This is a genomic window from bacterium (assembly GCA_016699995.1).
Classification (GTDB): domain Bacteria; phylum Patescibacteriota; class Doudnabacteria; order UBA920; family UBA920; genus UBA920.
This window is the reverse complement of sequence record CP064996.1, coordinates 426,241-447,816: the sequence shown is the minus strand read 5'-3', so window position 1 is coordinate 447,816 and position 21,576 is coordinate 426,241. Positions and strand designations below refer to the sequence as shown.

The 21,576-nt window shown below is 42.5% G+C and carries 22 protein-coding genes and 1 other RNA gene; 3 read left to right on the top strand and 20 right to left on the bottom strand.

Annotated elements, in window-relative coordinates; all coding sequences use genetic code 11:
• Positions 1–27: 27 nt before the first annotated feature.
• From IPM19_02365 to IPM19_02310, 12 genes are all read right to left on the bottom strand, one after another.
• Positions 28–2,607 (bottom strand): M1 family metallopeptidase, encoded by a 2,580-nt coding sequence (locus tag IPM19_02365; protein ID QQS23382.1) that lies wholly within the window; start codon positions 2,605–2,607, stop codon positions 28–30.
• Positions 2,604–3,164: a uracil-DNA glycosylase gene (locus IPM19_02360; GenBank protein ID QQS23381.1), complete on the bottom strand. Its 561-nt coding sequence runs from the start codon at positions 3,162–3,164 to the stop codon at positions 2,604–2,606. Before IPM19_02360 ends, IPM19_02365 begins: the two co-directional genes overlap by 4 nt.
• Positions 3,165–3,275: 111 nt before the next feature.
• Complete coding sequence (locus tag IPM19_02355) at positions 3,276–3,584, bottom strand: hypothetical protein (protein ID QQS23380.1); 309 nt, start codon at positions 3,582–3,584, stop codon at positions 3,276–3,278.
• A 340-nt stretch (positions 3,585–3,924) separates the two neighbouring features.
• Positions 3,925–6,669 (bottom strand): preprotein translocase subunit SecA, encoded by a 2,745-nt coding sequence (gene secA / locus IPM19_02350; protein QQS23415.1) that lies wholly within the window; start codon positions 6,667–6,669, stop codon positions 3,925–3,927.
• A gap of 98 nt (positions 6,670–6,767) precedes the next feature.
• Complete coding sequence (gene raiA / locus IPM19_02345; protein QQS23379.1) at positions 6,768–7,121, bottom strand: ribosome-associated translation inhibitor RaiA; 354 nt, start codon at positions 7,119–7,121, stop codon at positions 6,768–6,770.
• A 31-nt stretch (positions 7,122–7,152) separates the two neighbouring features.
• Complete coding sequence (murB, locus tag IPM19_02340; protein QQS23378.1) at positions 7,153–8,223, bottom strand: UDP-N-acetylmuramate dehydrogenase; 1,071 nt, start codon at positions 8,221–8,223, stop codon at positions 7,153–7,155.
• 24 nt (positions 8,224–8,247) lie between these two features.
• Positions 8,248–9,666, bottom strand: a complete 1,419-nt coding sequence (murC, locus tag IPM19_02335) for a UDP-N-acetylmuramate--L-alanine ligase (protein ID QQS23377.1) — start codon at positions 9,664–9,666, stop codon at positions 8,248–8,250.
• Positions 9,667–10,722: a patatin-like phospholipase family protein gene (locus IPM19_02330; GenBank protein QQS23376.1), complete on the bottom strand. Its 1,056-nt coding sequence runs from the start codon at positions 10,720–10,722 to the stop codon at positions 9,667–9,669.
• The gene (locus tag IPM19_02325; GenBank protein ID QQS23375.1) at positions 10,712–11,842 is read right to left on the bottom strand and encodes a glycosyltransferase; all 1,131 of its coding nucleotides are present in this window, start codon (positions 11,840–11,842) and stop codon (positions 10,712–10,714) included. The genes IPM19_02330 and IPM19_02325 overlap by 11 nt, the downstream gene beginning before the upstream one ends.
• Positions 11,842–13,050, bottom strand: a complete 1,209-nt coding sequence (locus IPM19_02320) for a glycosyltransferase family 4 protein (GenBank protein ID QQS23374.1) — start codon at positions 13,048–13,050, stop codon at positions 11,842–11,844. The genes IPM19_02325 and IPM19_02320 overlap by 1 nt, the downstream gene beginning before the upstream one ends.
• A gap of 13 nt (positions 13,051–13,063) precedes the next feature.
• Positions 13,064–14,179, bottom strand: coding sequence for a glycosyltransferase family 4 protein (locus IPM19_02315; protein QQS23373.1), 1,116 nt, complete (start codon positions 14,177–14,179; stop codon positions 13,064–13,066).
• On the bottom strand, positions 14,163–15,263 hold the full coding sequence (locus IPM19_02310) for a glycosyltransferase (GenBank protein ID QQS23372.1): 1,101 nt from the start codon (positions 15,261–15,263) through the stop codon (positions 14,163–14,165). Before IPM19_02310 ends, IPM19_02315 begins: the two co-directional genes overlap by 17 nt.
• A 153-nt stretch (positions 15,264–15,416) precedes the next feature.
• Here IPM19_02310 and rnpB point away from each other — a divergent pair.
• An RNA gene (gene rnpB, locus IPM19_02305) (RNase P RNA component class A) lies at positions 15,417–15,766 on the top strand.
• Positions 15,767–15,798: 32 nt separating this feature from the next.
• Here rnpB and uppS read toward each other — a convergent pair.
• The 7 genes from uppS to IPM19_02270 form a co-directional block, all read right to left on the bottom strand.
• Entirely contained in the window at positions 15,799–16,500 is a 702-nt protein-coding gene (gene uppS / locus IPM19_02300; GenBank protein ID QQS23371.1) for a di-trans,poly-cis-decaprenylcistransferase, read from the bottom strand.
• Between the two features lie 46 nt (positions 16,501–16,546).
• Complete coding sequence (locus tag IPM19_02295) at positions 16,547–17,089, bottom strand: class I SAM-dependent methyltransferase (protein QQS23370.1); 543 nt, start codon at positions 17,087–17,089, stop codon at positions 16,547–16,549.
• A gap of 43 nt (positions 17,090–17,132) precedes the next feature.
• A complete protein-coding gene (locus IPM19_02290; GenBank protein ID QQS23369.1) occupies positions 17,133–17,519 on the bottom strand; it encodes a hypothetical protein in 387 nt (128 codons plus the stop codon).
• A gap of 211 nt (positions 17,520–17,730) precedes the next feature.
• Complete coding sequence (locus IPM19_02285) at positions 17,731–18,318, bottom strand: AAA family ATPase (protein QQS23368.1); 588 nt, start codon at positions 18,316–18,318, stop codon at positions 17,731–17,733.
• Between the two features lie 16 nt (positions 18,319–18,334).
• Entirely contained in the window at positions 18,335–18,925 is a 591-nt protein-coding gene (locus IPM19_02280; GenBank protein ID QQS23367.1) for a hypothetical protein, read from the bottom strand.
• 5 nt (positions 18,926–18,930) lie between these two features.
• The gene (locus tag IPM19_02275; protein QQS23366.1) at positions 18,931–19,473 is read right to left on the bottom strand and encodes a nucleotidyltransferase family protein; all 543 of its coding nucleotides are present in this window, start codon (positions 19,471–19,473) and stop codon (positions 18,931–18,933) included.
• 52 nt (positions 19,474–19,525) lie between these two features.
• The gene (locus IPM19_02270; protein QQS23365.1) at positions 19,526–19,945 is read right to left on the bottom strand and encodes a DUF1761 domain-containing protein; all 420 of its coding nucleotides are present in this window, start codon (positions 19,943–19,945) and stop codon (positions 19,526–19,528) included.
• Positions 19,946–20,043: 98 nt separating this feature from the next.
• Here IPM19_02270 and IPM19_02265 point away from each other — a divergent pair, with 98 nt between their 5' ends.
• On the top strand, positions 20,044–20,310 hold the full coding sequence (locus IPM19_02265) for a hypothetical protein (protein ID QQS23364.1): 267 nt from the start codon (positions 20,044–20,046) through the stop codon (positions 20,308–20,310).
• A gap of 248 nt (positions 20,311–20,558) precedes the next feature.
• The gene (locus IPM19_02260; GenBank protein QQS23363.1) at positions 20,559–20,909 is read left to right on the top strand and encodes a hypothetical protein; all 351 of its coding nucleotides are present in this window, start codon (positions 20,559–20,561) and stop codon (positions 20,907–20,909) included.
• Positions 20,910–21,054: 145 nt separating this feature from the next.
• On the opposite strand, the gene IPM19_02255 is transcribed toward IPM19_02260, so the two are convergent.
• On the bottom strand, positions 21,055–21,564 hold the full coding sequence (locus IPM19_02255) for a DUF2726 domain-containing protein (GenBank protein ID QQS23362.1): 510 nt from the start codon (positions 21,562–21,564) through the stop codon (positions 21,055–21,057).
• Positions 21,565–21,576 lie beyond the last annotated feature (12 nt).

Below are 21,576 nucleotides of genomic sequence, written 5' to 3'. Positions count from 1 at the left end.
AATTAATCACCTACTAAGTATATTAAACTATTGGTTTTTTATCAAATACGCCCGCACGAAGCCCAAATCCCTCTTCAGCCATGCCAGCTTAATCGCAATTTTCTCTCGGGTTTGCTTAACGGCCTGCTTTGCACTGCTGAGGTCGTGGGTCTTAACAAATTTTTCGAAACTGTTGGATTCTTGTTTAGAGTTAAAGCTCGAAGCTCCGGAAATTATAGAACCAAGCATTTTGCTGGAGCCGTACTTTCTTTCCAAATTTTTCCAGTTTGCCTGCAAAGCTTTCCATGCCTGCTTTTTTAAGCTAGATGTTTGCAGCGAGTAATTGATAACCAAAAAACGGTCTTGATCGCGGATCTCTTTGCCATAAAAGAATTTCAAAACTTTCCTTTGCAGTTCTGGCTGCTGAAATTTAGTTAATGCCAAAAGCAGCTGCTGCTTTTCTTGAGCCGATTCTACTTTTTTGTACAGCGCAACCAGCTGCTGGTAGGCTTTTGCATTACCCCACCTAGCAACGGTCGCATAAACAGCCAGACGGGTGTCGGGGTCGGTTGCTTTTCCCTTCAAGCGCTGAGCGAACATTTGGTTGGCGGCAGAGATAGAAGGCTTATGGCCGTATAAGCCCGATTGCAAAAAAGCCAGTCCTCTCAAGGTTTTATTGTTATATGTCTCCCTGTCTTTTGCATTGAAGCCTAATTCCTTTTTGCTGATAAGCTGTCCGTAGATTTTGGATAAGAAATTATTGTAAAACTTCTCCGTACTGGTACCTGCAAGCATTTGCCCAAGATTATTAAGACTACCAGCTACCTCTGACCATACAACATAACTGGTTTCTTGCTGTAAATTTTTAGCTAATTCTAAAAAGATATCAGTGCTTAACTTCCCCGCCTTGGCCAGCAAAAAAGTGTTGCGCAAAATAGCCAGGCGGTCCACGCTGGAAAATTCTTTCGCCTTTACCTCCTGCGCTAACCTAGCCAGTAGGGGCAGATCGTAATTAGTAATGAAAAAACTTTGCTCCTGGTCATTCAATTTTATCAACTGGTAATTGGAAGGCACTGGGAAAGATTGAGAACTTCTGGTCAGCTCGATATCGCCAGTTGGTACATTTTTTCCGTAAAAAGGTAAAATTGGCACTGACCAAACTGGGCTGCGTTGTCTTTTTGAAGCCCTCTGAGGCAGCTGAGTAAATTTGTTTTGAGTTAAGAGCAAGCGGTTGTTGTGCAGAGATACGTCCACCATCGGATAACCTACTTCCTGGGTCCAGCGCTTCATAAACTTTCTTACCGGCTTTCCTGATGCTTTTTCGAATGCTTCCCACAAATGAATAGAGGAAGTGTTTTTATAGGAATGCTTCTTTAAGTACAAAGACAATCCTTTCCGAAAAGTTTCTTCGCCAATATAGCTGGAAAGCATGCGCAATATGCTTGCGCCTTTAGAGTAGCTGATGCCATCAAAGATTTCGCCGATCTGGTTGGGATGATGAACTTCGACTTCTATGGGATGACTGGTATGCAAACTGTCTTGATTTAACGCATAAGACTGCTCCTGTAAGATGAATTTGGTCCAAAAGTTCCATTCCGGATGCAGATTATCCACTACCAAGTACGCCATGTAGCAGGCAAAGCTTTCGTTGAGCCATAAGTGCGTCCACCATTCCATAGTCACTAAGTTGCCGAACCACTGGTGTACCAACTCGTGGCTGATTACTTCTGCAATGCGCTGCTTGGCGATAAATGGCGTATGGTCATCATCCACGAGCAATTCTTTTTCGCGGAAGGTCACTGCTCCCCAATTCTCCATTGCCCCGGCAGCAAAATCCGGAATCGCAATCATATCCAACACCGGCAAGGGGTAAGGTATGCCGAAATAATCTTCTAAAAACTCTAATGCGTTTTTGGTGGTCTCCAAAGCAAACTTTCCCTGCGATTTCTTCCCGGGGGTTGTATGCACGCGAATTTGCACTCCACTCTTAGTTTGCGTTTGCAAATGTTCCAATTCGCCTATTATTAAAGCCAGCAAGTATGTAGACATCTGCGGCGTAGGCTGAAAGCGGACAATTTTTAAGCCGGTATCGTGATGCGGCAAAATTTCGTCTTCGATGGTGTTAGAGATCACTTGCAGCTTTTTCGGAACTATAGCTTCCATTTCGAAAATTGCTTTATGGGCAGGTTCGTCAAAACAAGGAAAAAATCGGCGGGCATCGGTGGCTTCTAGTTGAGTGGTAGCCAAATGTTTTTCTTGGTCATTGTGCAAATACTTGCTTCGGTAAAATCCTTGTAAGCCGTCTAAGATAGTGCCAGAAAATTCCAGGTGTAAAATTCCCTTGCCTGTGATTTTTTTTGGCAAGAATACTTGGACAGTCTCTGCCTTTTTATTATAAGAAATTTTCTTTGCTACAACTTCCTGTTTACCGCTTTCCCATTTGGCGCTAGAGATATTCAGATCTAAGGAATGCAAAACAATACGATCGCTTTGCTTATTAATTGCCAGTTTAATCTTTTCTTTTCCGGTAAAAGTAAAATCCGTCAGATTGGGCGTAATTTGAATGTGGTAATAGCTGGGAACTACATGGTTCGGCAGCCTGGCTGGTTTCTTTAAGTAAGCTTTCATTTGATATACCGTTTGAGTTTCTTAAAATCCTTGATAATAATTTCCCTAAGCTTTGGACTGTAAAGAGGTGCTGCAGGGTGATAGCTTAAAAAGTAAATTAATCCGTCGCGTATAATAAATTTACCATGATCCTTGGCAATGGAAAACTTTTCGTGCAGTACCGCCATAGCTGCAGTATTGCCCATTAAGACAATTACTCTTGGCTGGATAGCTTCGAGCTGAGCAAAGAGATGAATACGGCCATGCTCAATGTCTGCTGGCTTGGGCGTAATATAGGTTTTAGGCAAATATTTTACTGCGCTGGTGATAAAGATATCGTTTCTATCCAGTTTGATTGTCTCTAGCAAAGAGTCGAGCAGCTTCCCTGCTCTGCCAATAAACGGTTTGCCAGTGACGGCTTCGTTCTTGCCTGGGGCTTCTCCTACTAAAACTATCTCTGCACTTCGACTACCTTCGCCGGGTACTAGCAGGCCTTTAGCCGATTTTAAACATACGGAGCATTTTAATATCTGCCTATTTATCTTTAGAAGTTCATCAGTTTTTTTCTTGATTGACATGGCTTTAGAAGTAGATAATCTGCAAAGTCAGAGCTAATTATAACATTTTAATGGAGGCATTGATGACATTAGCGGAACTTGAAATAAAACCCACATCATAGATGCGGGTTTTTAATATAGCTCATGGACTTTGCCTAGACGCAGCCATCGTTTTCGGATGAAAGTGATGTTGCCGCGTTTATCCAGCGGAATAATTGGCCCACGGCCGTGTATCTCTGAAAGTAAACCAAAAATTGCTATTGAACACCCTTCATTGTCCTTCAATAATTGGAATAGAGATTTAATCGCCTCTTGGCCAAATTCCTTAACTTTCTGATGATACTCTGATTGTAAAATGACGTTCGGATTAGAAAGGTGTTTGGTTTCTTCTTGACCTTTCATCATCAATTGCTTGATTCTTTTCTCTGTTGTTAAAGCCATATTCCTCCTTAATACACTCTTGACGTTGAATGTATTATATGTTACCTTGTTATGATATTCAAGGAGGTAATATGTCTTATCAAAGAGATTCAGAAATTGAGTCTGAATGGGAAGGGAGCAACTACGGTGAACATGAATATAGAGAACTACTTAGGGGTATTTCACTCTTTCATGTCCACTGTCAAACGTTCATGAGAAGAATTATCCGTTACGCCAGATCTAAAAACGAAGGTATTAGGAAGCTCGGTTGTGTCGGCTGGTACTGTGAAGTATGTCATACCAGGGAGACAAATGTGGGCGATTATGGATAAACCTCGATCAAACTGATCGAGGTTTTTTATTATGCCAAATTCTTTTGGTGTTCTACAGAATTAATCAAACCGCACTTTTTATACTTCAAACCTGATCCGCAATAACAAGGATCATTGCGCCCTAAACCAGCTGCGCGCGGATCTTGCGGTTCTGCCTCTACCTGAGCTGCGCTGCTCTTATTAGAAACATCATTGCTACCACCGCCTAAAGTAATATGCTGATGGGTTTGGCCGCCTTCATTATGAATCTGAACTCCTACGCGCAGCGCAGCGTAGATTACACTCTTGTCGATTTCTGCCTGCAAATTTTTGAATAAAGTGTAGCCCTCTTTTTTATATTCCACTAATGGGTCGCGCTGGCCATAGCCACGCAAGCGAACAGAATCGCGCAAGTGATCCATAGTATCCAGATGTTCCATCCATAAACGGTCAATGGAAGACAACATCAAAGAACGCAGTACGCTGTCGTATAGCTCATCGCCGATTTCTTCACCTTTAGCTTTAATTTCCTGCTCGGCCAATTTGTTCAATTCGTCAATTAATACAAAGTCGCGATCTGCAGCATTTTGGAGAGCTTCGGATATTACTGCCTGCTTGTTGCCATCGAGTGTGGTTAAGATATTGCCGGCATATTGGAAAACTTGCTTAAGACCTTCTTCAAAATCAAGACTGCCCATGTTGAAGGTAACGATGCTTTCGATTTCAGCTCTGATCATATCCAAAATTTCTTCACGGATATGCTTGTCTTCCTGGCCGCTCTTCTCTAGCCCGCCAAGGTAGCGACGGCGGCGGTTGTAAATGCTCTTGCGCTGATTGTTTAGTACATCGTCAAATTCTAGCACGCTCTTACGGGTATCAAAGTTGATGCCTTCGATTTTCTTTTGTGCCGATTCAATCGAGCGGGATACCAGCTTGGCCTCAATTGGCTGGTCTTCTGGAATCTTTAGAGTGTCCATCAGGCTCTGCATACGGCCGCCTCCAAACAGACGCATCAGATCGTCTTCCATGGAAACATAGAACTGGCTCGAACCAGGATCACCCTGACGGCCGGCACGGCCACGCAACTGGTTGTCGATACGGCGGGATTCATGCCGTTCTGTACCGATCACAGCCAAACCACCCGCTTCGCGCACCTTAGCAGCTTCTTCTTTATCAACCGGATTGCCTCCGAGTAGAATGTCTACACCACGGCCGGCAATGTTAGTAGCCAATGTCACGGCACCTAAGCTACCTGCCTGAGCAATAATTTGAGCTTCGCGTTCGTGGTTCTTAGCGTTCAACACTTCGAACTTTACGCCCTCTTTTTTAAGGTGTTCTGCAAGCAATTCGTTCTTGGCAATACTTACAGTACCGATCAATACCGGCTGCCCGCGCTTGTTGCGCTCTTTAACATCCTTGGCAATTGCAGCAAACTTGCCGTTTTCATTCTTAAATACCAAATCAGAATGATCCATGCGAACCATATCGCGATTAGTCGGAATCTGGACTACTGTTAACTGATAAATCTTAAAGAATTCTTCTTCCTCAGTCTTAGCAGTACCTGTCATACCGGAAAGCTTGTCGTACAAACGGAACAAGTTCTGGAAAGTGATAGTCGCTAAAGTTTTGCTTTCCTGCTGAATCTTTACATTTTCCTTGGCTTCAATAGCTTGGTGCAAACCCTGGCTATAACGGCGGCCGAACATCAGGCGTCCGGTAAATTCATCTACAATCACAATTTCGCCGTCGCGAATCACGTAATCGCGGTCGCGCTTAAACAGCGTCTTGGCACGCAGAGCCTGTTCGATATGATGCAAAGTTGTTACGCCCTGGCTGGTATCGTAAATGTTTGGAATTTTTAGAATCTGTTCGATTTCAGAAATACCTTCATCGGTTAAGCTGGCCGCTTTATGCTTTTCGTCTACGGTATAATCTTTTTCTTCCTGCAAACGGTCTACTAATTTTGCAAACTGAAAATACTTATCAGTCGGTTCTGTGTCCGGTTGAGAAATAATTAACGGCGTACGGGCTTCATCGATCAAAATGCTGTCGACTTCGTCCACAATTGCAAAGAATAATTCGCGCTGTCGAAGATGTTCGATAGACTGGACCATGTTATCGCGCAAGTAATCAAACCCATATTCATTGTTGGTACCGTATGTAATATCGGCTTCGTAAGCTTGTCGACGCGTAATCGGGCGCATATGCTTTACATCTAATACCAGTCCTTGGGTACCGCTTTCTAATGCTTCGATTTCTTCCTGTTCGGGCTGATACGTTGGATCGTATAAAAAGGAAGCTTCATGCTGAATGCTGGCAGTAGACAAGCCAAGCTGGGCAAAAACCTTACCCATTAGACTGGCCTGCCAACGCGCCAAGTAATCGTTAACAGTTACGATATGTGCTCCGCGCCCGGCCAGTGCGTATAAAGCCAATGGCAAAGTGGCAGTTAAAGTTTTACCCTCACCGGTTTTCATTTCGGCAATCGCACCTTCGGCTAAAGTAATGCCACCGACAATTTGCACATCGTAATGGAACTGGCCGATAGCGCGCTTCGCGGCCTCGCGGGTTAATGCGAATACACGGGGGCGGATTTCGGCAAGCTTTTTAACTGCTTCTTTCGAATCAGTAATTTCTTTTAAGACAGCTTTAAAGCCAGCAATTTCTTGCTGGATTTGTTCGTCGGATAATTTAGAAATTTCATCTGCGTAGCTGTTAATTTTTGCCAGTTCCCCGCTGTACTTTTGCAGCGGATCAGATGAAGCAAACGAGAAAACTCTAGAAAATATAGACATAATGGGTAAATAATACCAGTTTAGTATAGCTAAAATACACTACTTAGGCAATTAGCAAGAAAATTAAAAACCACTGCTTCCAGTGGCCTAAAATCGGGCTATTCTCCCCGCTTGAAAAGGTTGCCTAATCTTCGTCGGAGGCTGATCCCCTTCTCCTTTTCTTTACGTAATTGTTGAGTAATTTTTGGAATAACCAGATCCATTCCTTCATAAAAATCGTTGGCGCGAGCTTCTGCATAGCTACCCCGAGGACTGATTTGAATATCTACTCTAAAGAATTGTCCGCTATTGTGGTGAGTGTCTTCGGCTAATTCAACATGAATAACGTCTTCAGGCTTGAGAAACTTGCTTAGAACCTCTAGTTTATTCTCGATATTACTGCGAATTGCGGGTGTTAAGGTGGTATTAGTTGCCTTGATGTTGATGTTCATATTGATTTGTCCTTTCTGCATTAATTATATCAAACAACGACAGAAAATAACGTTACTTCTCAGATTTGAATCCGACCAATTCTGGTTCCATGCCCAGATTTACCCCTGTTTTTTCATAAACAACGGAGCTTACTTCTTTATATAACGTCATTACATCATCGCTTGTTGCATGACCAGTAAAATTTAAAATAATTGCCGGCTGGTCTTCGTTGATTTTTGCGCCACCTACTGTTTTCCCTTTAAGACCGCATAGATCTATTAAAAAGGCTGCTGGGGTTTTGTATCCTTGAGATACTTTAAGTTTGTTTTCCATGTTGTCGAATTTATCTGCGGCTTCTGGAAAGTTCTGTTTGATCTTTTCGTTTAATTGAACAAACTCGTTTCTAGACAGTAGCGGACCGCGGAAAAATGAACCGCTATTTCCTTTTGTCGGCTCGGAAGGAAAAGGAAATTTTTTATTTCTAATTTCGATTACTGCTTCGCGGATTTGTTCTATCGATGGCGTGAAATTTTGGAAATAGCTTGCTAAATCACCATAAGATAAATTAGGCTTTCCGTTCTTTATTAATTTTATAGTCGTGCTTAAAATGATATAGCGGCCTTTTTGCGTTGTATTAAAAATACTAGATCGGTAGCCAAAATTAAGATCTGCTGCGGGCATGACTAAAACCTCATCGCGTTCAATATCATACACCTCAGCGCTCTGCACCACATCACTAGCTTCTTGACCATATGCGCCCACGTTTTGAACGCAAAACGCACCTACAAAGCCGGGGATGTGCGATAAATTTTCGATCCCCCACCAATTCTCTTCCACCGCTAACCGAACAGCATCGTCCCATACTTCGCCGCTGGCAATTTTTAAAGTCACAGATTCTGGCGAGTCCTCGATAATATCCATTCCTACACTCTCGATGCGGATTGCCACGCCATCAAAACCGTTATCGCTTACCAGCATGTTGCTGCCCCCGCCAAAAATGAGATGGGGTAGATTTTTACTCTTCACAAATTTTATAGCTTCAATAACTTCACTGTCATCCTGGGCAAAGATCAAATACCTAGCAGGGCCGCCGATGTAAAAGGTTGTATAAGGCGCTAATTGTGCGTTTTCTGTAATCTGCATAAATCTACAGCAATTAGTTTGAAGTTATTTAACCAAATCGAGAGCTAGCGTGTTAAAGCTGCCTACCGCCATAACTATTACTACATCTGTCGGACTAAGCTCCTTTTGTAAAATCTCTATAACTTCATTTTTATTTGCCACCAATTGCACGTCTGTATGGTTCTTTGCTATTGCTTCAACTACCTGCTGACCAGTGATGGAATTTTCGGTTTTCTTTTCTCGCGCCGGATAAATCTCGGCAAGTAAGACTTTATCTGCAGATTCGAAAGCTTTCGATAAATCTGCAAGCACAGCTTCTGTACGGCTAAAGGTATGCGGTTCAAAAACTGCCCAAATTTTTGAATTGGGAAAGCGCAATCGCGCGGTTGCTAAAGTTTCTTTCACTGCAGTGGGATGATGGGCATAATCATCAAAAACTTTTGCTCCTGTACCGCCGTTGGTTTGCCCGATATATTCAAAGCGGCGCTTGATGCCGCGGAATCTATCTAGGCCATCCTGCACTTGCTCATGGCTAAAACCTAAAGTTCTCAGCAAACTAATCACTCCCAAAGCGTTATACACATTAATTCGTCCAAAGGCGTTGATAGCATACTGCTCTGTGCTGTATTCAGCGGATGCAGGATCTTTACGATTGACTGTAAACATCGTCTTATCCGGCAAGGTTTCTATGTTAGAAACGGTAAAATCGGCGCTGTTATCCAAGGCAAAGCTAACCTGTCCCAAGTTGCTAGTATGAACAACCTTGGCTAAATCGCTGGAGTCGGCATTGTAAACCACAATGCCATCGTCCGGCATCTTATCTATCAGCTCACGGAATTCATCTTGTATCTCCTCTATAGAATTAAACACATCCGGATGGTCGAACTCTAAGTTAGTGAGAAGCAGAATATCGGGGTGATATTGCTGAAACTTAGGGGTCGGATCATCATACAGAGCCTTGTATTCGTCGCCTTCGAATACGAAATAATGACCTGTACCATAATGAAAATTCCTTTTTGCCTCTGCTAACACTGCGCCGGTCATAAATGAACTGTCGTCGATGGTCTGCAAAGTCTGGCCAAGCATCGCGGTGGTGGTGGACTTGCCATGAGTTCCGGTAACAACAATACGCAATTGATCTTCGGCCAATGCATGAAGCAGCTCGCTAAGAGAATAAATTTCTATGTTTTTATCACGAAGGTATGCAATTTCCGGATTCGACAAATCCTCGCCCGCAGAAGCAACATAAACATCAACCTGCGCGTTCTTAAGCTGCTCGGCGCTGTATCCGATAAAGTAATCGATATCCAATTCGTCCAGCACTGACTTTGCCGGATCGTATAATGCTTTGCTGTCGCTGCCCGTAACTTCGAAACCGGCTTGTTTGGCGATGCCTGCAGCAGCCGACATCGCAATACCACCGATTCCAATAAAATAGATTTTTGAGTTAGGTAATAAATTCATTTACTTAGTTTTGTTATTTTCGGTTTGAGTAAACAATGTTTCCAGTTGCTTTGCCCGGGCCTTTTCCTGTTCTTCCTTGTCCTTCAGCAGCTGCCACATCTTTGGTAGATATTCTTCTGCCGCTTTGCGCCCAGCCAAATAGTAATCTTTGGTGTTATCCACGTGAGTGAAGCGCAAAAATAGATTACGCTTCCAAAATGGCAATTCTAGTTCTGGAACTATTAACATATCGCACTCAAAATTTTCGCTATGCTTATCGCGCTGTTGAGCTTCTATAGCAATATCCAAAGATCGCCCAATAACGGTTAGAAGATTTGGGTCAGTGAGCTTATGCCCAGTCTGTCCAAGGTAAAAATTATCTTCCCAGAATTCGGATAGGCGCAATTGATTCATGATCCTTTCCTTGAAATTTTTAGCAAACTGCGGCCATAGAACTTTTTTAACACGGTTAATGGCTTTTCTTAAAAAAATCTGCCACGGGCTAAATACATGCCTGGTGGCGCGCAAATCTACACCGATAATAAGATCCATGCCGGCTTGACGCGCCACATTTCCGGGAACAATGTTAATGATCCCTCCATCTACTAATACTTTGTTGCCCCATGGTTGCGGTTCAAATACCACCGGCAAGGTGCATGACGCGCAAATGGCTTTGGCCAAATCTCCAACCTGAAGCACGACCTCCTCGCCTGCCACGATATCGGTCGCTACAAAACCCAATCGAGGGGAAACGTCTTCAAAATTATAATTTTTGGTAAAAGTCCGCAGCAGCTCTTCCACTTTTCTAAGGTGATATAAACCGCCTTTGCTGCGGCTGCGTTCCAGGAAGCCAAGCACTACTTCTTTGTTAATGCTGAAGGCCATCTCTTTAAGCTTATCCATGGTTCCGGAGGCAAAACTGGCTGCTACGATAGTTGCTCCAGACATCGATGCAATGTAATCGATTGGATAACCGTTTTCTTTAAGAGCTTCTAAAAAGCCAATATAAAAAATGGAACGGGTAGAAGCGCCGCTAAAAGCAAATCCGACTCGAATTTTATTCCGCTTATTTTGCATAATTCTGTTTTGATGACTTGTGCAAAACCGTATGTTCTATTAAAGACACAATTTCCCGCGCTGCATTACTCTTAAATAGCTTCCTTAAATTGGTGACGTATTTCTTTTGACGATCTGGCTCGAAAATAATCTTCCTGATGGCTTTAACCAATAAATCGCCGTTTAATGAATTTTGGTCCAGTACCATAGCCGAACCGCTGCGGAAAATGAGCTCCGCATTAACTTCTTGATGAGTGTCGGGCATCGGAACAATTATACCCGGCTTACCAAACTCTGCCAATTCCGTGAGTGTGTTAATCCCCGCTCTACCTAGCACCACGTCGACTGCTTCGTAAACAGGCTTCATGCTGGTTAAGATCTCTATTGGATGATAATTCTTTGCCGGCTTAAATAAATTCTTGCCCGGACCGGTGATATGGATGATTTCTACCACTCTGCTCAAAGTCGGAACAGCGTCAGCAATTATTTTATTCAAAGCAGCAGCTCCGCTAGCTCCCCCAAAAACCAGCAATACCGGCAGTTCGCCATTTAACTTAATGTCCGCAGGGAATTTTGAATGCTTATCCGGAAGACTGGCCGGATTGCCTGTCCAATACACCTTTGTGCCCTGGATATATTTTTTGCCTAAACCGCTGCCCTGAGGGAAATCTCGGATCGAGCCTTCGAAGGTGGTTGTAATCAAATTAGCGATCGGAGTGCATAACCGGTTCGAAAGCGTAACAGAAACATCTTGCTGATGAATCACTCTCGGGATTCGCAAGATCCAAGCAGCGTACATTACCGGCAGCTGGGCAAAACCGCCGGCCCCTAATACCAGCCTTGGGCGCAGCTTGGATAAGTAATATAAAGATTGAATCAAGCCGATCAAAAGCAAAAAAGGCGCAAGGAAATTTTTTATGGTCCAATAGCGGCGAAGTTTGCCAGTAGTTATGCTGTAGAACCTTATGTTTCTACGCTGAGCTACAGTTTTTCCAAAGCTGTTGCGCACGTCAAAAATAACCGGAGTGATCAGTTCGTCTTTCGTCCGCCAGTAATCGGTAACAGCTAGAAGCGGAGCAATTGGACCGCCGGTTAAGCCTCCGGCTATGGCAATGTATTTTGGGTTTGTTGGATGAGACATTATTCTAATTCTGGAGAATACTCCTTAGACTCGGGCGCACGAGGCTCGACCTGAGGAATCGACTCCGGTTTTTTATCTGGAATTGGTATTAACGACTGAGTATCTTTGTAAATTTTTAAGGTTTGGTCGGCAGTTCTTTCCCAAGAATACATCGCTGCGCGCTTGAGCGATTTTTTGCGCATAGATTCGTGGAAGGGCTGGTCCGAAACTAGCAAGTTAATTTTATCAGCAATATCGTCAGGATCTAAGCCGTCAAAGTAAATCGCGGCATCATCATACACCTCATTAAAAACCTCGGTATTGGCTGCCAGTACGGGAGTACCGTACTGCATGGCCTCTAAACCCGGCAAGCCAAAGCCTTCATGCAAAGAAGCAGTCACAAATGCAAACGCATTTTGGTAAAAATTTGCCTGATCGTTATTATTTACATAACCGGTAAAAATGAGCCGGTTGCGGTGTTTGATGCTCAGAGCCTGCTCTTTAACTTCTGGATAATGACTATCTACTTTTCCTACCAAAACTAAATCTAAGTTGTAGTTGTATTTAGACAACAACTTGTCGAAACCTAGGCATAGATTAACGATATTCTTTTTACGTTCGAGAGTGCCCACAAACAACAGGTAAGGGGCATTGATTAAAAAATTTTCTTTGAGTCTGTTAAAGTCACCGGGGTTCTTAACGACTGGCGCGGGAGCTTCGTAAGTCACTTCAATCTTATTCGGGTCTGTTCCTAAATATTCAATAATTTCTTTTTTCGCGGCTTCGGTGACAGTGATAATTTTCTTGGCTCGCTTGGCAGCCTGTTCGATAATATATTTATAAGCCAAGAATTTTATATACCGGCTCTTTTTATGGCCGCTAATTTTGTGGTGGACCATGTCATGAATGGTAACGACATACTCACCCTTATACAGCAAAGGTACATTAAAATTCGGAAAATGAACTATATCCAAATGATGAGCTTTAAGCAATCGCGGAAAAAACAACTGTTCGCTAAAAGAATAGTGGCGATAATTTGCCTCCACCAATTCCGCCCCTCGTGCTTGTAATTCCTCTAAATCTGCAGTGTTTACATTGTTGGCATTGTAGAAGACGACGAAGTCATCATTTGTACTACGGTCCAGCATGGTTTTGAGTAACTCAAAACTATACCGGCCAATGCCGGCATTGATGCTCCCGCCCATTCTGAAATCAAAGCCTATTTTCATTCTAAAATTAAAATTATGCCAGTAAGCTGTGCAGCACTTGCGCTGTCTTATCCCAATTAAACTTTTGACTACGTTCCAAGCCTTTTGCGATATAATTTTCGCGCACAGCCGAATCATTTAACAAAACATTGAGGCCTTGGGTGATCTCTGTAATATTATAAGGATTCACAGTTATGGCGCTATCCCCGACCACCTCCGGCAATGAGGTCACATTAGAGGTTAACACCGGGGTTCCAACGGCCATGGCCTCCAACACTGGCAGGCCAAACCCTTCGTACAAGCTTGGCCAGGCAAAAACTTTAGCTAATTTTATCAGGCCGGGCTTATGCTCTTCGGAAATATAGCCTAAGTATACAATCTGTTTGCGTTTTGGGCTGGATTCGATTAGCTGCATAACTTCCGCGTAACGCCAGCCTTTTTTCCCTGCAATCACCAAACTCGCTTCGGTATCCAAAGCTTCGTAAGCTTTTATGAGACGAGACAAATTTTTGCGGGGCTCCAGCGTGCCAATAAACAGTATGAATTCGCCTGGCAAGCCATATACATTGCGAATATTGCGCAGATTGCCTATTGATTGGTTGTAACGGTAGCGATTACTATCAATACCCAATAATCCTACAGAAATCTTTTCGGGACTAATGCCAAATTCGCTGACCAAAGTCTGCTTGGTGTATTCCGATACTGCCAGAATTCTGTTTGCGCGCTTTGCTAGCTTGGGAATATTTATCATTTTATGCCATAACTGGGATTTTAACGTATACATTTCTGGCATCAATACCGGTGACAGGTCGTGCACCACCAAGATTAGCTTAGTTACAGAATGTATGCTGACCATTGTTGGGTTTGGTAGCAACAAAACATGGTTATTATTCGTCAGGTTCTCTATTTTTGGCCAGCCTAAAAACTTAAAGCTTAAATTTAACAAACGGTTAGGAATGCGGGTCTGCTTATACTTGCCATTTACAAAATGGAACTGGTCGAAGGTTTTCTTTTTATAGCCGTTATAAAAAAGCAGGTATTGATTCTGCTTATCCAATTGCAGTAAATGCTGAATGACTTGCTCAGAAAAATATTCAACGCCGCTAAATTCTTTAGTATGGAGACTGCGAAGATCAATAGTTATGTTCATGTTTCACCTTGTTAACAAAGTCGGAAATTTTGGCCTGAAAAATTTCCTTACTGAACTTTGATGCGTGCTCACGCATAGCGTTGCTTTGATATTTCTCTCCCTGCCAGTGCTGAATAATATCCGAAACAGTACTGAAATTGAATTCGTCGATTAACTCGCCAGTTACCCCAGATACAACTGTTTCCAAGCTACCTGCTTTTGCTAAAGCTATTGTAGGAGTGCCGCAGCTGGCTGCCTCCAAAGGCATTAATCCAAAATCTTCTACTTGAGGATAGATAAAAGCTTTGGCGCCACTATACTGATTGCGCAATTCATCATCAGAAACCTTGCCCATGAATATTATGTTGTCTTTAGCAATGGTCTTTAAATAAGACAAATAACGACCCTCGCCCACTACATGTAATGGAATTTTTAATTCGTTAAAGATAGTGATGATTTTTTCGTAACCCTTGTAGGGAGTAATGCGGCCGGCCATTAAAAAGTACTCGCCTCGAGGCGCGGAGTTTTGCCAAAAGTTCACATCGATAAACGGATAAATGAGTTCGCTATCTCGTTTGTAATATTTTTGGATGCGATTTTGAACTTCTTTAGAGTTAGCAATAAAATAATCAACGCGCTTAGCGGCGGCAATATCCCAGCGTCTCAGCCAGCGCAAATACAAACGCATCACCCCGCGGAGTATTTTTGGAACTTCTCCTTCGGCATAAACAGCATCGCTCCATAAAAACCGGGTGGGAGTATGGCAGTAATCAATATGAATACTCCCTTTCGGTTTGCGCAGCCCCTTCATAAACGCCGAACTGCTGCTGACCACAACTTTTGCAGGCGGCAACTTCATAACCCGCAAAGCTACTGGGGCTAACGGAAACCACCACTGCAGCTTTGGGATAATAGAATAAAAAACCTGAACCAGGCTCGGTTTGAAAACTCGATCGGGAAAATTCTTTGTAATTACCGGATCAGTTGCTAAAGTATAAATTTCGCTTTCTGGATAGAGTTCTGCCACTGCTCCCATTACTCGCTCTGCGCCACCATATTGGGTAAATGAGTCATGTGCCAAGACTACTTCTGAACTTTGTTTCAAGGTTATATAAAGGATTAATAAATACTGAATTTATGCTAATTATACCATTGTTTTTCCGGCTTTGGCACCACTTTAGTCTCACAGTGAATTAACCGCGGTTACTTGGCAGCCACATTGACAAAACCCCTCAACTATGGCATTATTTATGAGCTTTAAGCAGATCGAGCGATTACTCTGGAACTATGCCGCAAGGCTGAGGGCCAGAGAGGAAAGTCCGAACACTCGCGTTGAAGGTATCATATGAGCTTTTAACAACTAGTAGCGGGTAACACCCGTCTAAGGTAACTTACGAGATGCGAACAGTGACGCCGGCGCAGAAATGCAAAGGAATCCTACAAGCTTGCTTGAGGATTAATCACTGCAGAGATGCAGAGGATGAAACGGCTAAATTCTTACTTGAGTGCAAGCCCAAATTTGGTAGGGCGCACGAGCAGTTTGGTAACAAGCTGCCAAGATTGATTATCGCTTAAAAACAAAATTCGGCTTACGAGTCTGCTTGAAGCATAAAAAATACGCAACTGAGGTTGCGTATTTTTTATTTACCCAAACGCCGCTCGCGGCGCTCGAAATCTTCGAGCGCTGTTTTTAATTGCGGCACTTTAAAGTCCGGCCACAAATCTTCTGTAAAATAGTATTGGCTGTTAGCTGTCTGCCACATTAAGAAACCCGCGGACCAGTGCGGTTCACCGCCGGTGCGGATAACTAGGTCCACGGCCGGCAATTCTTTGGTCCAAAGGCTTTGCTGTAAGTTATCGGCGTTAACCTCTTGCCCCGATTGCTGGAGAGATTTAACAGCAGCCAGCATTTCGCGCTGGCCATCGTAACCAAATAAAATGGTTAATTGATACTCCGCACCTTCGGTGGTCTTGTTTTCAATACCCTGCAAGGTGTCTTTTAGCTTAGAATCCCGGGCAAATAATTCCCACTCCCCTATGACCTTTAAGCTGGTTTTATTCTTTTCTAATTTTTCGAGCAACTCTGGCTTGGCTAGCTCATCGGCCATAAGCTGAAATAAGACATCTACTTCTTCTTTACTGCGCTTGTCTAAGTTGCCATAGGAACCGGCCCAGAAAGTCAGGTACTTAATACCCATCTGTGCTGCTGCTTCTGCTAACTCCCAAAAGCGCTTCACGCCTTCTATGTGGCCTTTCCAGGGTAACAAAAGACGAGCCTTCGCCCATCTTCGGTTCCCATCGGGAATAATTGCTAAATGATTTAACTTGTCTGTTAAGTTCATATCTACGATTCATCTATATTATCACAATTTTTTTAGTTTGAAAATCTTATATGCGGCGGGCCAGTATCGTTTCTGCGAATCGGTCCATGATCTTCCCATCCTTGCCGTTACTTAATTCCGCAAAGAAATTATCACTGGTTTTACTGCTCAAATGCGTGTTTCCTAAAACCAACAGCCCGCCGGCTTTAAGCAGCCTTTTGTAATGAGGTAAAAATTCATAATGGATCTGATAACCATCAAAGAAAATTAAATCATACCCTTCAGTCAATCTTTCTAAAACTTCTTCCGCGATACCCTCAATAATCCTTACACGCCCTGCTGCCTGCGGAGTTAAATTTTCCTGCAAAAATTGACGCGCAGCTTTAACGTGCTCTGGGTCTTTCTCTATACTATCCAGCTGCAATCTTGGGCTGGCCAGCATCATAACGCAAGCGCTAAAACCGCAGCCAGAGCCTATCTCCAGTATACGGTCTGGATTTTCGACGGTAACAATCTCAAAAAGTCTATCATAGCTTTCATAGGGATAAGCGCTACACTGATGTTGCTCTCTGTGCACGATGGCCTTTTCAAACAATTCATTTAAATTCATAAAATCAGGATAACAAAAAACCGCTTTGAGTTACAACGCGGTTTCATTTTTTATTGATCTTTGTCACGACTGCTCTGCTGGACTGTTTAATTTTTCTTACTGGCCTAATGGTAAAGGATGCGGCTTGGGCCATAGAAATAATATATTTTAAGCTCTCCAGCTTGGAATGAAAATGCTGCTTATCATTTTTATCTTCTACATCATTTAACATTTCAATTTTAGCAGCGAAATTTTCGTAGTCATTGGAAAAGTCTGCAATTTCTGACTTTCCATTTACCAACCCAAGCAGCATGCTGATCGACTGGTCTTCCAGCAGCCGGTACTCGGCTAGTAGTTCATTTAGCTTAGGATTAGCAAAAGAATCTGGAAGTTCGTCCAAATGATATTTGCGCAATTCTACGTAAATTTGCTCCTTTTGCAGTGCCGACATATCTATATCATACCTGTAGTCGAGATATATAGATAGGGCTAAAAAATTCCCAACTCTTTAAGCCTGGCTTCGAGCTGTCGAACGTTTAAATACAGGATAGGAGTGAATCCAATCTCTGAACTGTTTTCTCTTTGGAGTTATTACTCAACATCCCTAATTTATAGCCGCTTTCCTTCAATCTCTTTTATGCAGCCCAATAACTCCACCGTAATCAAATCCAATCGCTATTATGTTCATAAATATTATTTAATGAATTCTTGATTTCCTCTAGCAATTTACTTTCATCCAATTTACTAAAATCGGTTGTATCGACTCTAATAACGATTCCGTCTAAAGACAATGGCTGCAGCGATCCTTTACTGATAGTTTCTCTAAAATCTTCAAAGCCCTGAAAGTGTTCTAAATGGATCGGATGCCGATCCTTAATTCGGTCCCTAAATCTTTCATAGAGCACTTCGCCGTCCGTGTGAAGGAACACCTCGATGATACGGTGGCGAGCGTTTTTCATCATGTTAATAAACTCGTCTGTCTGAACGCCGTTGGAAAAATTGGAGTCGATTATAAAATTTGAATTGGATCGGGAAAGCTGTTCTGTGATATATCGCAGCATAACCCGCGACACTAATCCTAAACGATGAGAACTTTCGAGGTTAAATTCATTTAATCTATCTGCGAGCTGCTCTTTGATGTCATCCTTGCGAAAAATCGGCCATTGCAAATGACCGGCGATTTTCGTCGCTATGGTGGTTTTGCCAGTTGCCGGCAAACCGTTTACTAAGATGATCACAGGTTTAGGCATCAGTTTGCTTGTTCAATTAGGTTTGGAAAAATTTGTTCTTTAAAAATTCTTTAAAATCGTCCATTTCGGCCTTAAACATTTTTAATCGCAAGTTCTTTTTTTCAGCGTCTTCTTCAATCGTTTGTAACCCCACGCCCTGATTTTCTAGCCGGCTCCAAGATCTTGCCATTGGGCTCACGGATAGCCGTATTTCATAAGGAGTCTCTCGCCCGGTATAGAATTCATCTAGTAATTCGATCAGCTTTTTTCTTTCGCGCAAATTATTATAATTAATTTCTTCTACCAAATCGTCAAATTTCTGCTGTGTTTCCTTATCGTCCAGGTTGCCATACATAGGCTCCAATACTTTCTCATGGACTGTATTCAAATCAGACTCTACGTCGATGTAAGGCCCGCCTGTCCCGTGATCATTATGACCTTCACATGATTGGGTTACGTTCACATCCAAAGCTCGAAGACCAATGACAGCTTCTTTAATACCTTCGTCTATCCCTTTACCTAAACGATCTTTTATTTGGTCAATCTCCACAGTAAGTTCATTCCATCTTTGCTGACGACTTTCTTGTTCCGAAAATTGTTCACCGAATCGATTTTGTTCTATACTCATAAAATCTAATTAATAATTGTAACTTGTGGCCATCTCTCCTGCCAGCGCTTACTTGATAGCCTCTGCTTGAACTTGTTAGGATCTTTAAATTTTGGTGACATTCTTATAATCATAGAAAGCAGATCGTCTAAACCATACGGGGCAATAATCTCCAATTCATGGCTTTGGCCGAGCCGTACCGCGACTGCAGTAGCAGTCTCTGGCCAATAGCTAATCGCATCCTCAGTAGACGTATATTGCTCATCTCCATTTTCCGTGTGCATTCGAGCCTGGTTCGTAACAGACCAATCGCTGGAGATTTTCTGAGCTAAAGCATTTTCGATAGCTTTTTCCTGCTCTGAATCGGTGTTACGATCATTATAATAAACAACATCAATGTCGGACGAATTAAGGTCGTTAGGATATTGATGTAAGTAGTTCCAAACTTTATTCCTTACGAAACCCGCTCCTATCCAGCAATCCGGTAGTCGCAGGTCCTTCACGGCCTTTAACACATTCATCATTTCACTATCATCTAAAATCAAATTTCTAATATCCTGCTCGGTCATGAAAATAGCATAACAAAAAACTGCCCCATTAGGTAAGGCAGTTTTTTGGATTTTAGTTGAAAGCGCTGATCGTGAAAGCCAAAATCATCATACAACCCAAAGCTGCTCCAGCCATAATGGCGATTTTTTTGGTAACCCATTTTGGTTCTGTGCCGCCAAACAATACTGCCGCAACTTGAGTAGGGACCATAAATCCTAACCACAAAAAGCCGGCGAAACCGTAGGCGTGCCACTGGCTGGGCATGTCTTTGTATAGGAGTGCAAAAACATACGAAGTGACTAATGTACCAATAAACTGAATAACCAACAAAGGCATCATGCCTTTGCGCATCTCATCCTGAGCTTCTTTACTGTGAGCATCAAAGCCATGGATCTTGCCCCACATGCCGCCAAACAGCGGCATGTACCAAATTGCGCCAAAAATGAATTGCGCAACAGCGGCAACTAGTACCGCAATATAGTTTATTTCCATAGATTGATTATATCAGTAAATCGAGTGATATTGACAAAATTAGACAAATATGGTAAAATAGGCTTATAAAATCTTAGTACGGAGGCACAATATAATTCATGGAATTCTGGCAAGCACATCCAGACACTGGACTTATCATTATAGTTGCAGCATTTTTTTTTCCAAGACTAACGACTCTATTTACACTGGACACAGTCCCGTCTGACCCTGGCATTTCCCTGCTAGGGTTCGCAGCTTGGGTATTTATCCCCTACTTCTTAAATGCTATCATCGCCACCACGTTCTACTGGGAGACGAACCCTGGGCTGTGCCTTATAGCCTGGGGTGTAGCCATCTATAAAACGTTTATTGAGAAAGATGATTAAGATATTATTCGACAGTAGACGAGTAAAGAAATATCGAGAGATGAAAAATTCATCTCTTTTTTATTTTCAGAATGTCTAATTTTAATGATTAAAGCATCCAAATATTATAATCTGAGGACGTTGCCGCCTTGACAAAACCCTTTTTTTCTGCTAGGCTCTAGAGTCAACAACGAAGCTGATTCGTTGACTACTTGAGCAATAAAAATAAATCTTAAAAAAGCAACCAAGCGCACCTTAAGGAGGGGAATATGAAAAAAAATACAGTACCATCCAAGGTATACTGCCAGGTATATCTGGAAGCGGATGAGTTTTTTGGCGACAAGCCCGATGGTTTTTCGCTGCACTTAGACAAGAACAACCTTGATCGGTACGCAGCACCTTTTCGCATTGGCAACCGAGGCGAAGCAACTTACACCGATGGCAAGCCATTCCAGGTAGAAACGAGCAGTCTGCCCGAAACTTTGCTTAAGAAGCTGATGCATAGCCAGACTGGTATGGTAAGGGTTTTCAAAGGTCAGTACCGAACCCCAAACCCGCCTCCGGAAGCATGTGTTCAGTGGCAGCCGACCGGGAATGGCTCGTACGGCCGCAGGTACTAAAGTTATGCAGAGCGTGGATTCTTAAAAAGAATCCACGCTCTCTTTTATTACCCAAACAAAAACACCTAGCATGACTGAGTGTTTTTGTGGCAGGGTGTTATGGAGGATATTAGAACTCTATATCCACTTTGCGTCACTGTCTATCTTACTGTCGTTCACCAGGATGAGATAGTGCTTGGAAAATTAGAGTTCTTAGTTCTTCGATATTGTACTCCTTTTCACACTTAATATGTAAGATATTGATTTGGGCTGATTTTAAGGCGTTATCTACAAATAGATCCCTCTTAATTCGCTTACTCTGTAAATGTGTATAATCATCTAATTCGATTACAAGCAGAGGGTTTAAGGTTTCCCTATCTAAGATAACGAAATCGAAAGATTTTTGAATTAGTTTGTTAAAATATCTTTTCCACTCCTTTCTATCAAATTCTCCCTTTTTTACCTGCAAAATACTAGCCAGATGTACTTGTGGAAAAACAAAATACTGATCATTTATTATTTTCAATAAAACTCTAAAAAAAGCCATTTCACTAGGTGTCAGAAAATTTGGTTTCCTCTCAAAAGGATATGCTTCTGCTTCAGTATTGTTCAATACAAGTTTTAGCACAATAACGATTGCACCTAGTATCCCAATTACAATAAGTATTTTACTCATAAACTTATTATA

What these genes read in the sequence shown, in the direction of transcription:
- IPM19_02290 (QQS23369.1), bottom strand. Translation starts at nt 17,519, where the DNA reads ATGTCGGCACTGCAAAAGGAGCAAATTTACGTAGAATTGCGCAAATAT.
- IPM19_02365 (QQS23382.1), bottom strand. Translation starts at nt 2,607, where the DNA reads ATGAAAGCTTACTTAAAGAAACCAGCCAGGCTGCCGAACCATGTAGTT.
- uppS (QQS23371.1), bottom strand. Translation starts at nt 16,500, where the DNA reads ATGAACTTAACAGACAAGTTAAATCATTTAGCAATTATTCCCGATGGG.
- IPM19_02275 (QQS23366.1), bottom strand. Translation starts at nt 19,473, where the DNA reads ATGACCGAGCAGGATATTAGAAATTTGATTTTAGATGATAGTGAAATG.
- IPM19_02255 (QQS23362.1), bottom strand. Translation starts at nt 21,564, where the DNA reads ATGAGTAAAATACTTATTGTAATTGGGATACTAGGTGCAATCGTTATT.
- IPM19_02260 (QQS23363.1), top strand. Translation starts at nt 20,559, where the DNA reads ATGAAAAAAAATACAGTACCATCCAAGGTATACTGCCAGGTATATCTG.
- IPM19_02270 (QQS23365.1), bottom strand. Translation starts at nt 19,945, where the DNA reads ATGGAAATAAACTATATTGCGGTACTAGTTGCCGCTGTTGCGCAATTC.
- IPM19_02295 (QQS23370.1), bottom strand. Translation starts at nt 17,089, where the DNA reads ATGAATTTAAATGAATTGTTTGAAAAGGCCATCGTGCACAGAGAGCAA.
- IPM19_02360 (QQS23381.1), bottom strand. Translation starts at nt 3,164, where the DNA reads ATGTCAATCAAGAAAAAAACTGATGAACTTCTAAAGATAAATAGGCAG.
- murC (QQS23377.1), bottom strand. Translation starts at nt 9,666, where the DNA reads ATGAATTTATTACCTAACTCAAAAATCTATTTTATTGGAATCGGTGGT.
- IPM19_02265 (QQS23364.1), top strand. Translation starts at nt 20,044, where the DNA reads ATGGAATTCTGGCAAGCACATCCAGACACTGGACTTATCATTATAGTT.
- IPM19_02355 (QQS23380.1), bottom strand. Translation starts at nt 3,584, where the DNA reads ATGGCTTTAACAACAGAGAAAAGAATCAAGCAATTGATGATGAAAGGT.
- IPM19_02280 (QQS23367.1), bottom strand. Translation starts at nt 18,925, where the DNA reads ATGAGTATAGAACAAAATCGATTCGGTGAACAATTTTCGGAACAAGAA.
- IPM19_02315 (QQS23373.1), bottom strand. Translation starts at nt 14,179, where the DNA reads ATGAACATAACTATTGATCTTCGCAGTCTCCATACTAAAGAATTTAGC.
- secA (QQS23415.1), bottom strand. Translation starts at nt 6,669, where the DNA reads ATGTCTATATTTTCTAGAGTTTTCTCGTTTGCTTCATCTGATCCGCTG.
- IPM19_02320 (QQS23374.1), bottom strand. Translation starts at nt 13,050, where the DNA reads ATGAAAATAGGCTTTGATTTCAGAATGGGCGGGAGCATCAATGCCGGC.
- raiA (QQS23379.1), bottom strand. Translation starts at nt 7,121, where the DNA reads ATGCAGAAAGGACAAATCAATATGAACATCAACATCAAGGCAACTAAT.
- IPM19_02285 (QQS23368.1), bottom strand. Translation starts at nt 18,318, where the DNA reads ATGCCTAAACCTGTGATCATCTTAGTAAACGGTTTGCCGGCAACTGGC.
- IPM19_02330 (QQS23376.1), bottom strand. Translation starts at nt 10,722, where the DNA reads ATGCAAAATAAGCGGAATAAAATTCGAGTCGGATTTGCTTTTAGCGGC.
- IPM19_02325 (QQS23375.1), bottom strand. Translation starts at nt 11,842, where the DNA reads ATGTCTCATCCAACAAACCCAAAATACATTGCCATAGCCGGAGGCTTA.
- murB (QQS23378.1), bottom strand. Translation starts at nt 8,223, where the DNA reads ATGCAGATTACAGAAAACGCACAATTAGCGCCTTATACAACCTTTTAC.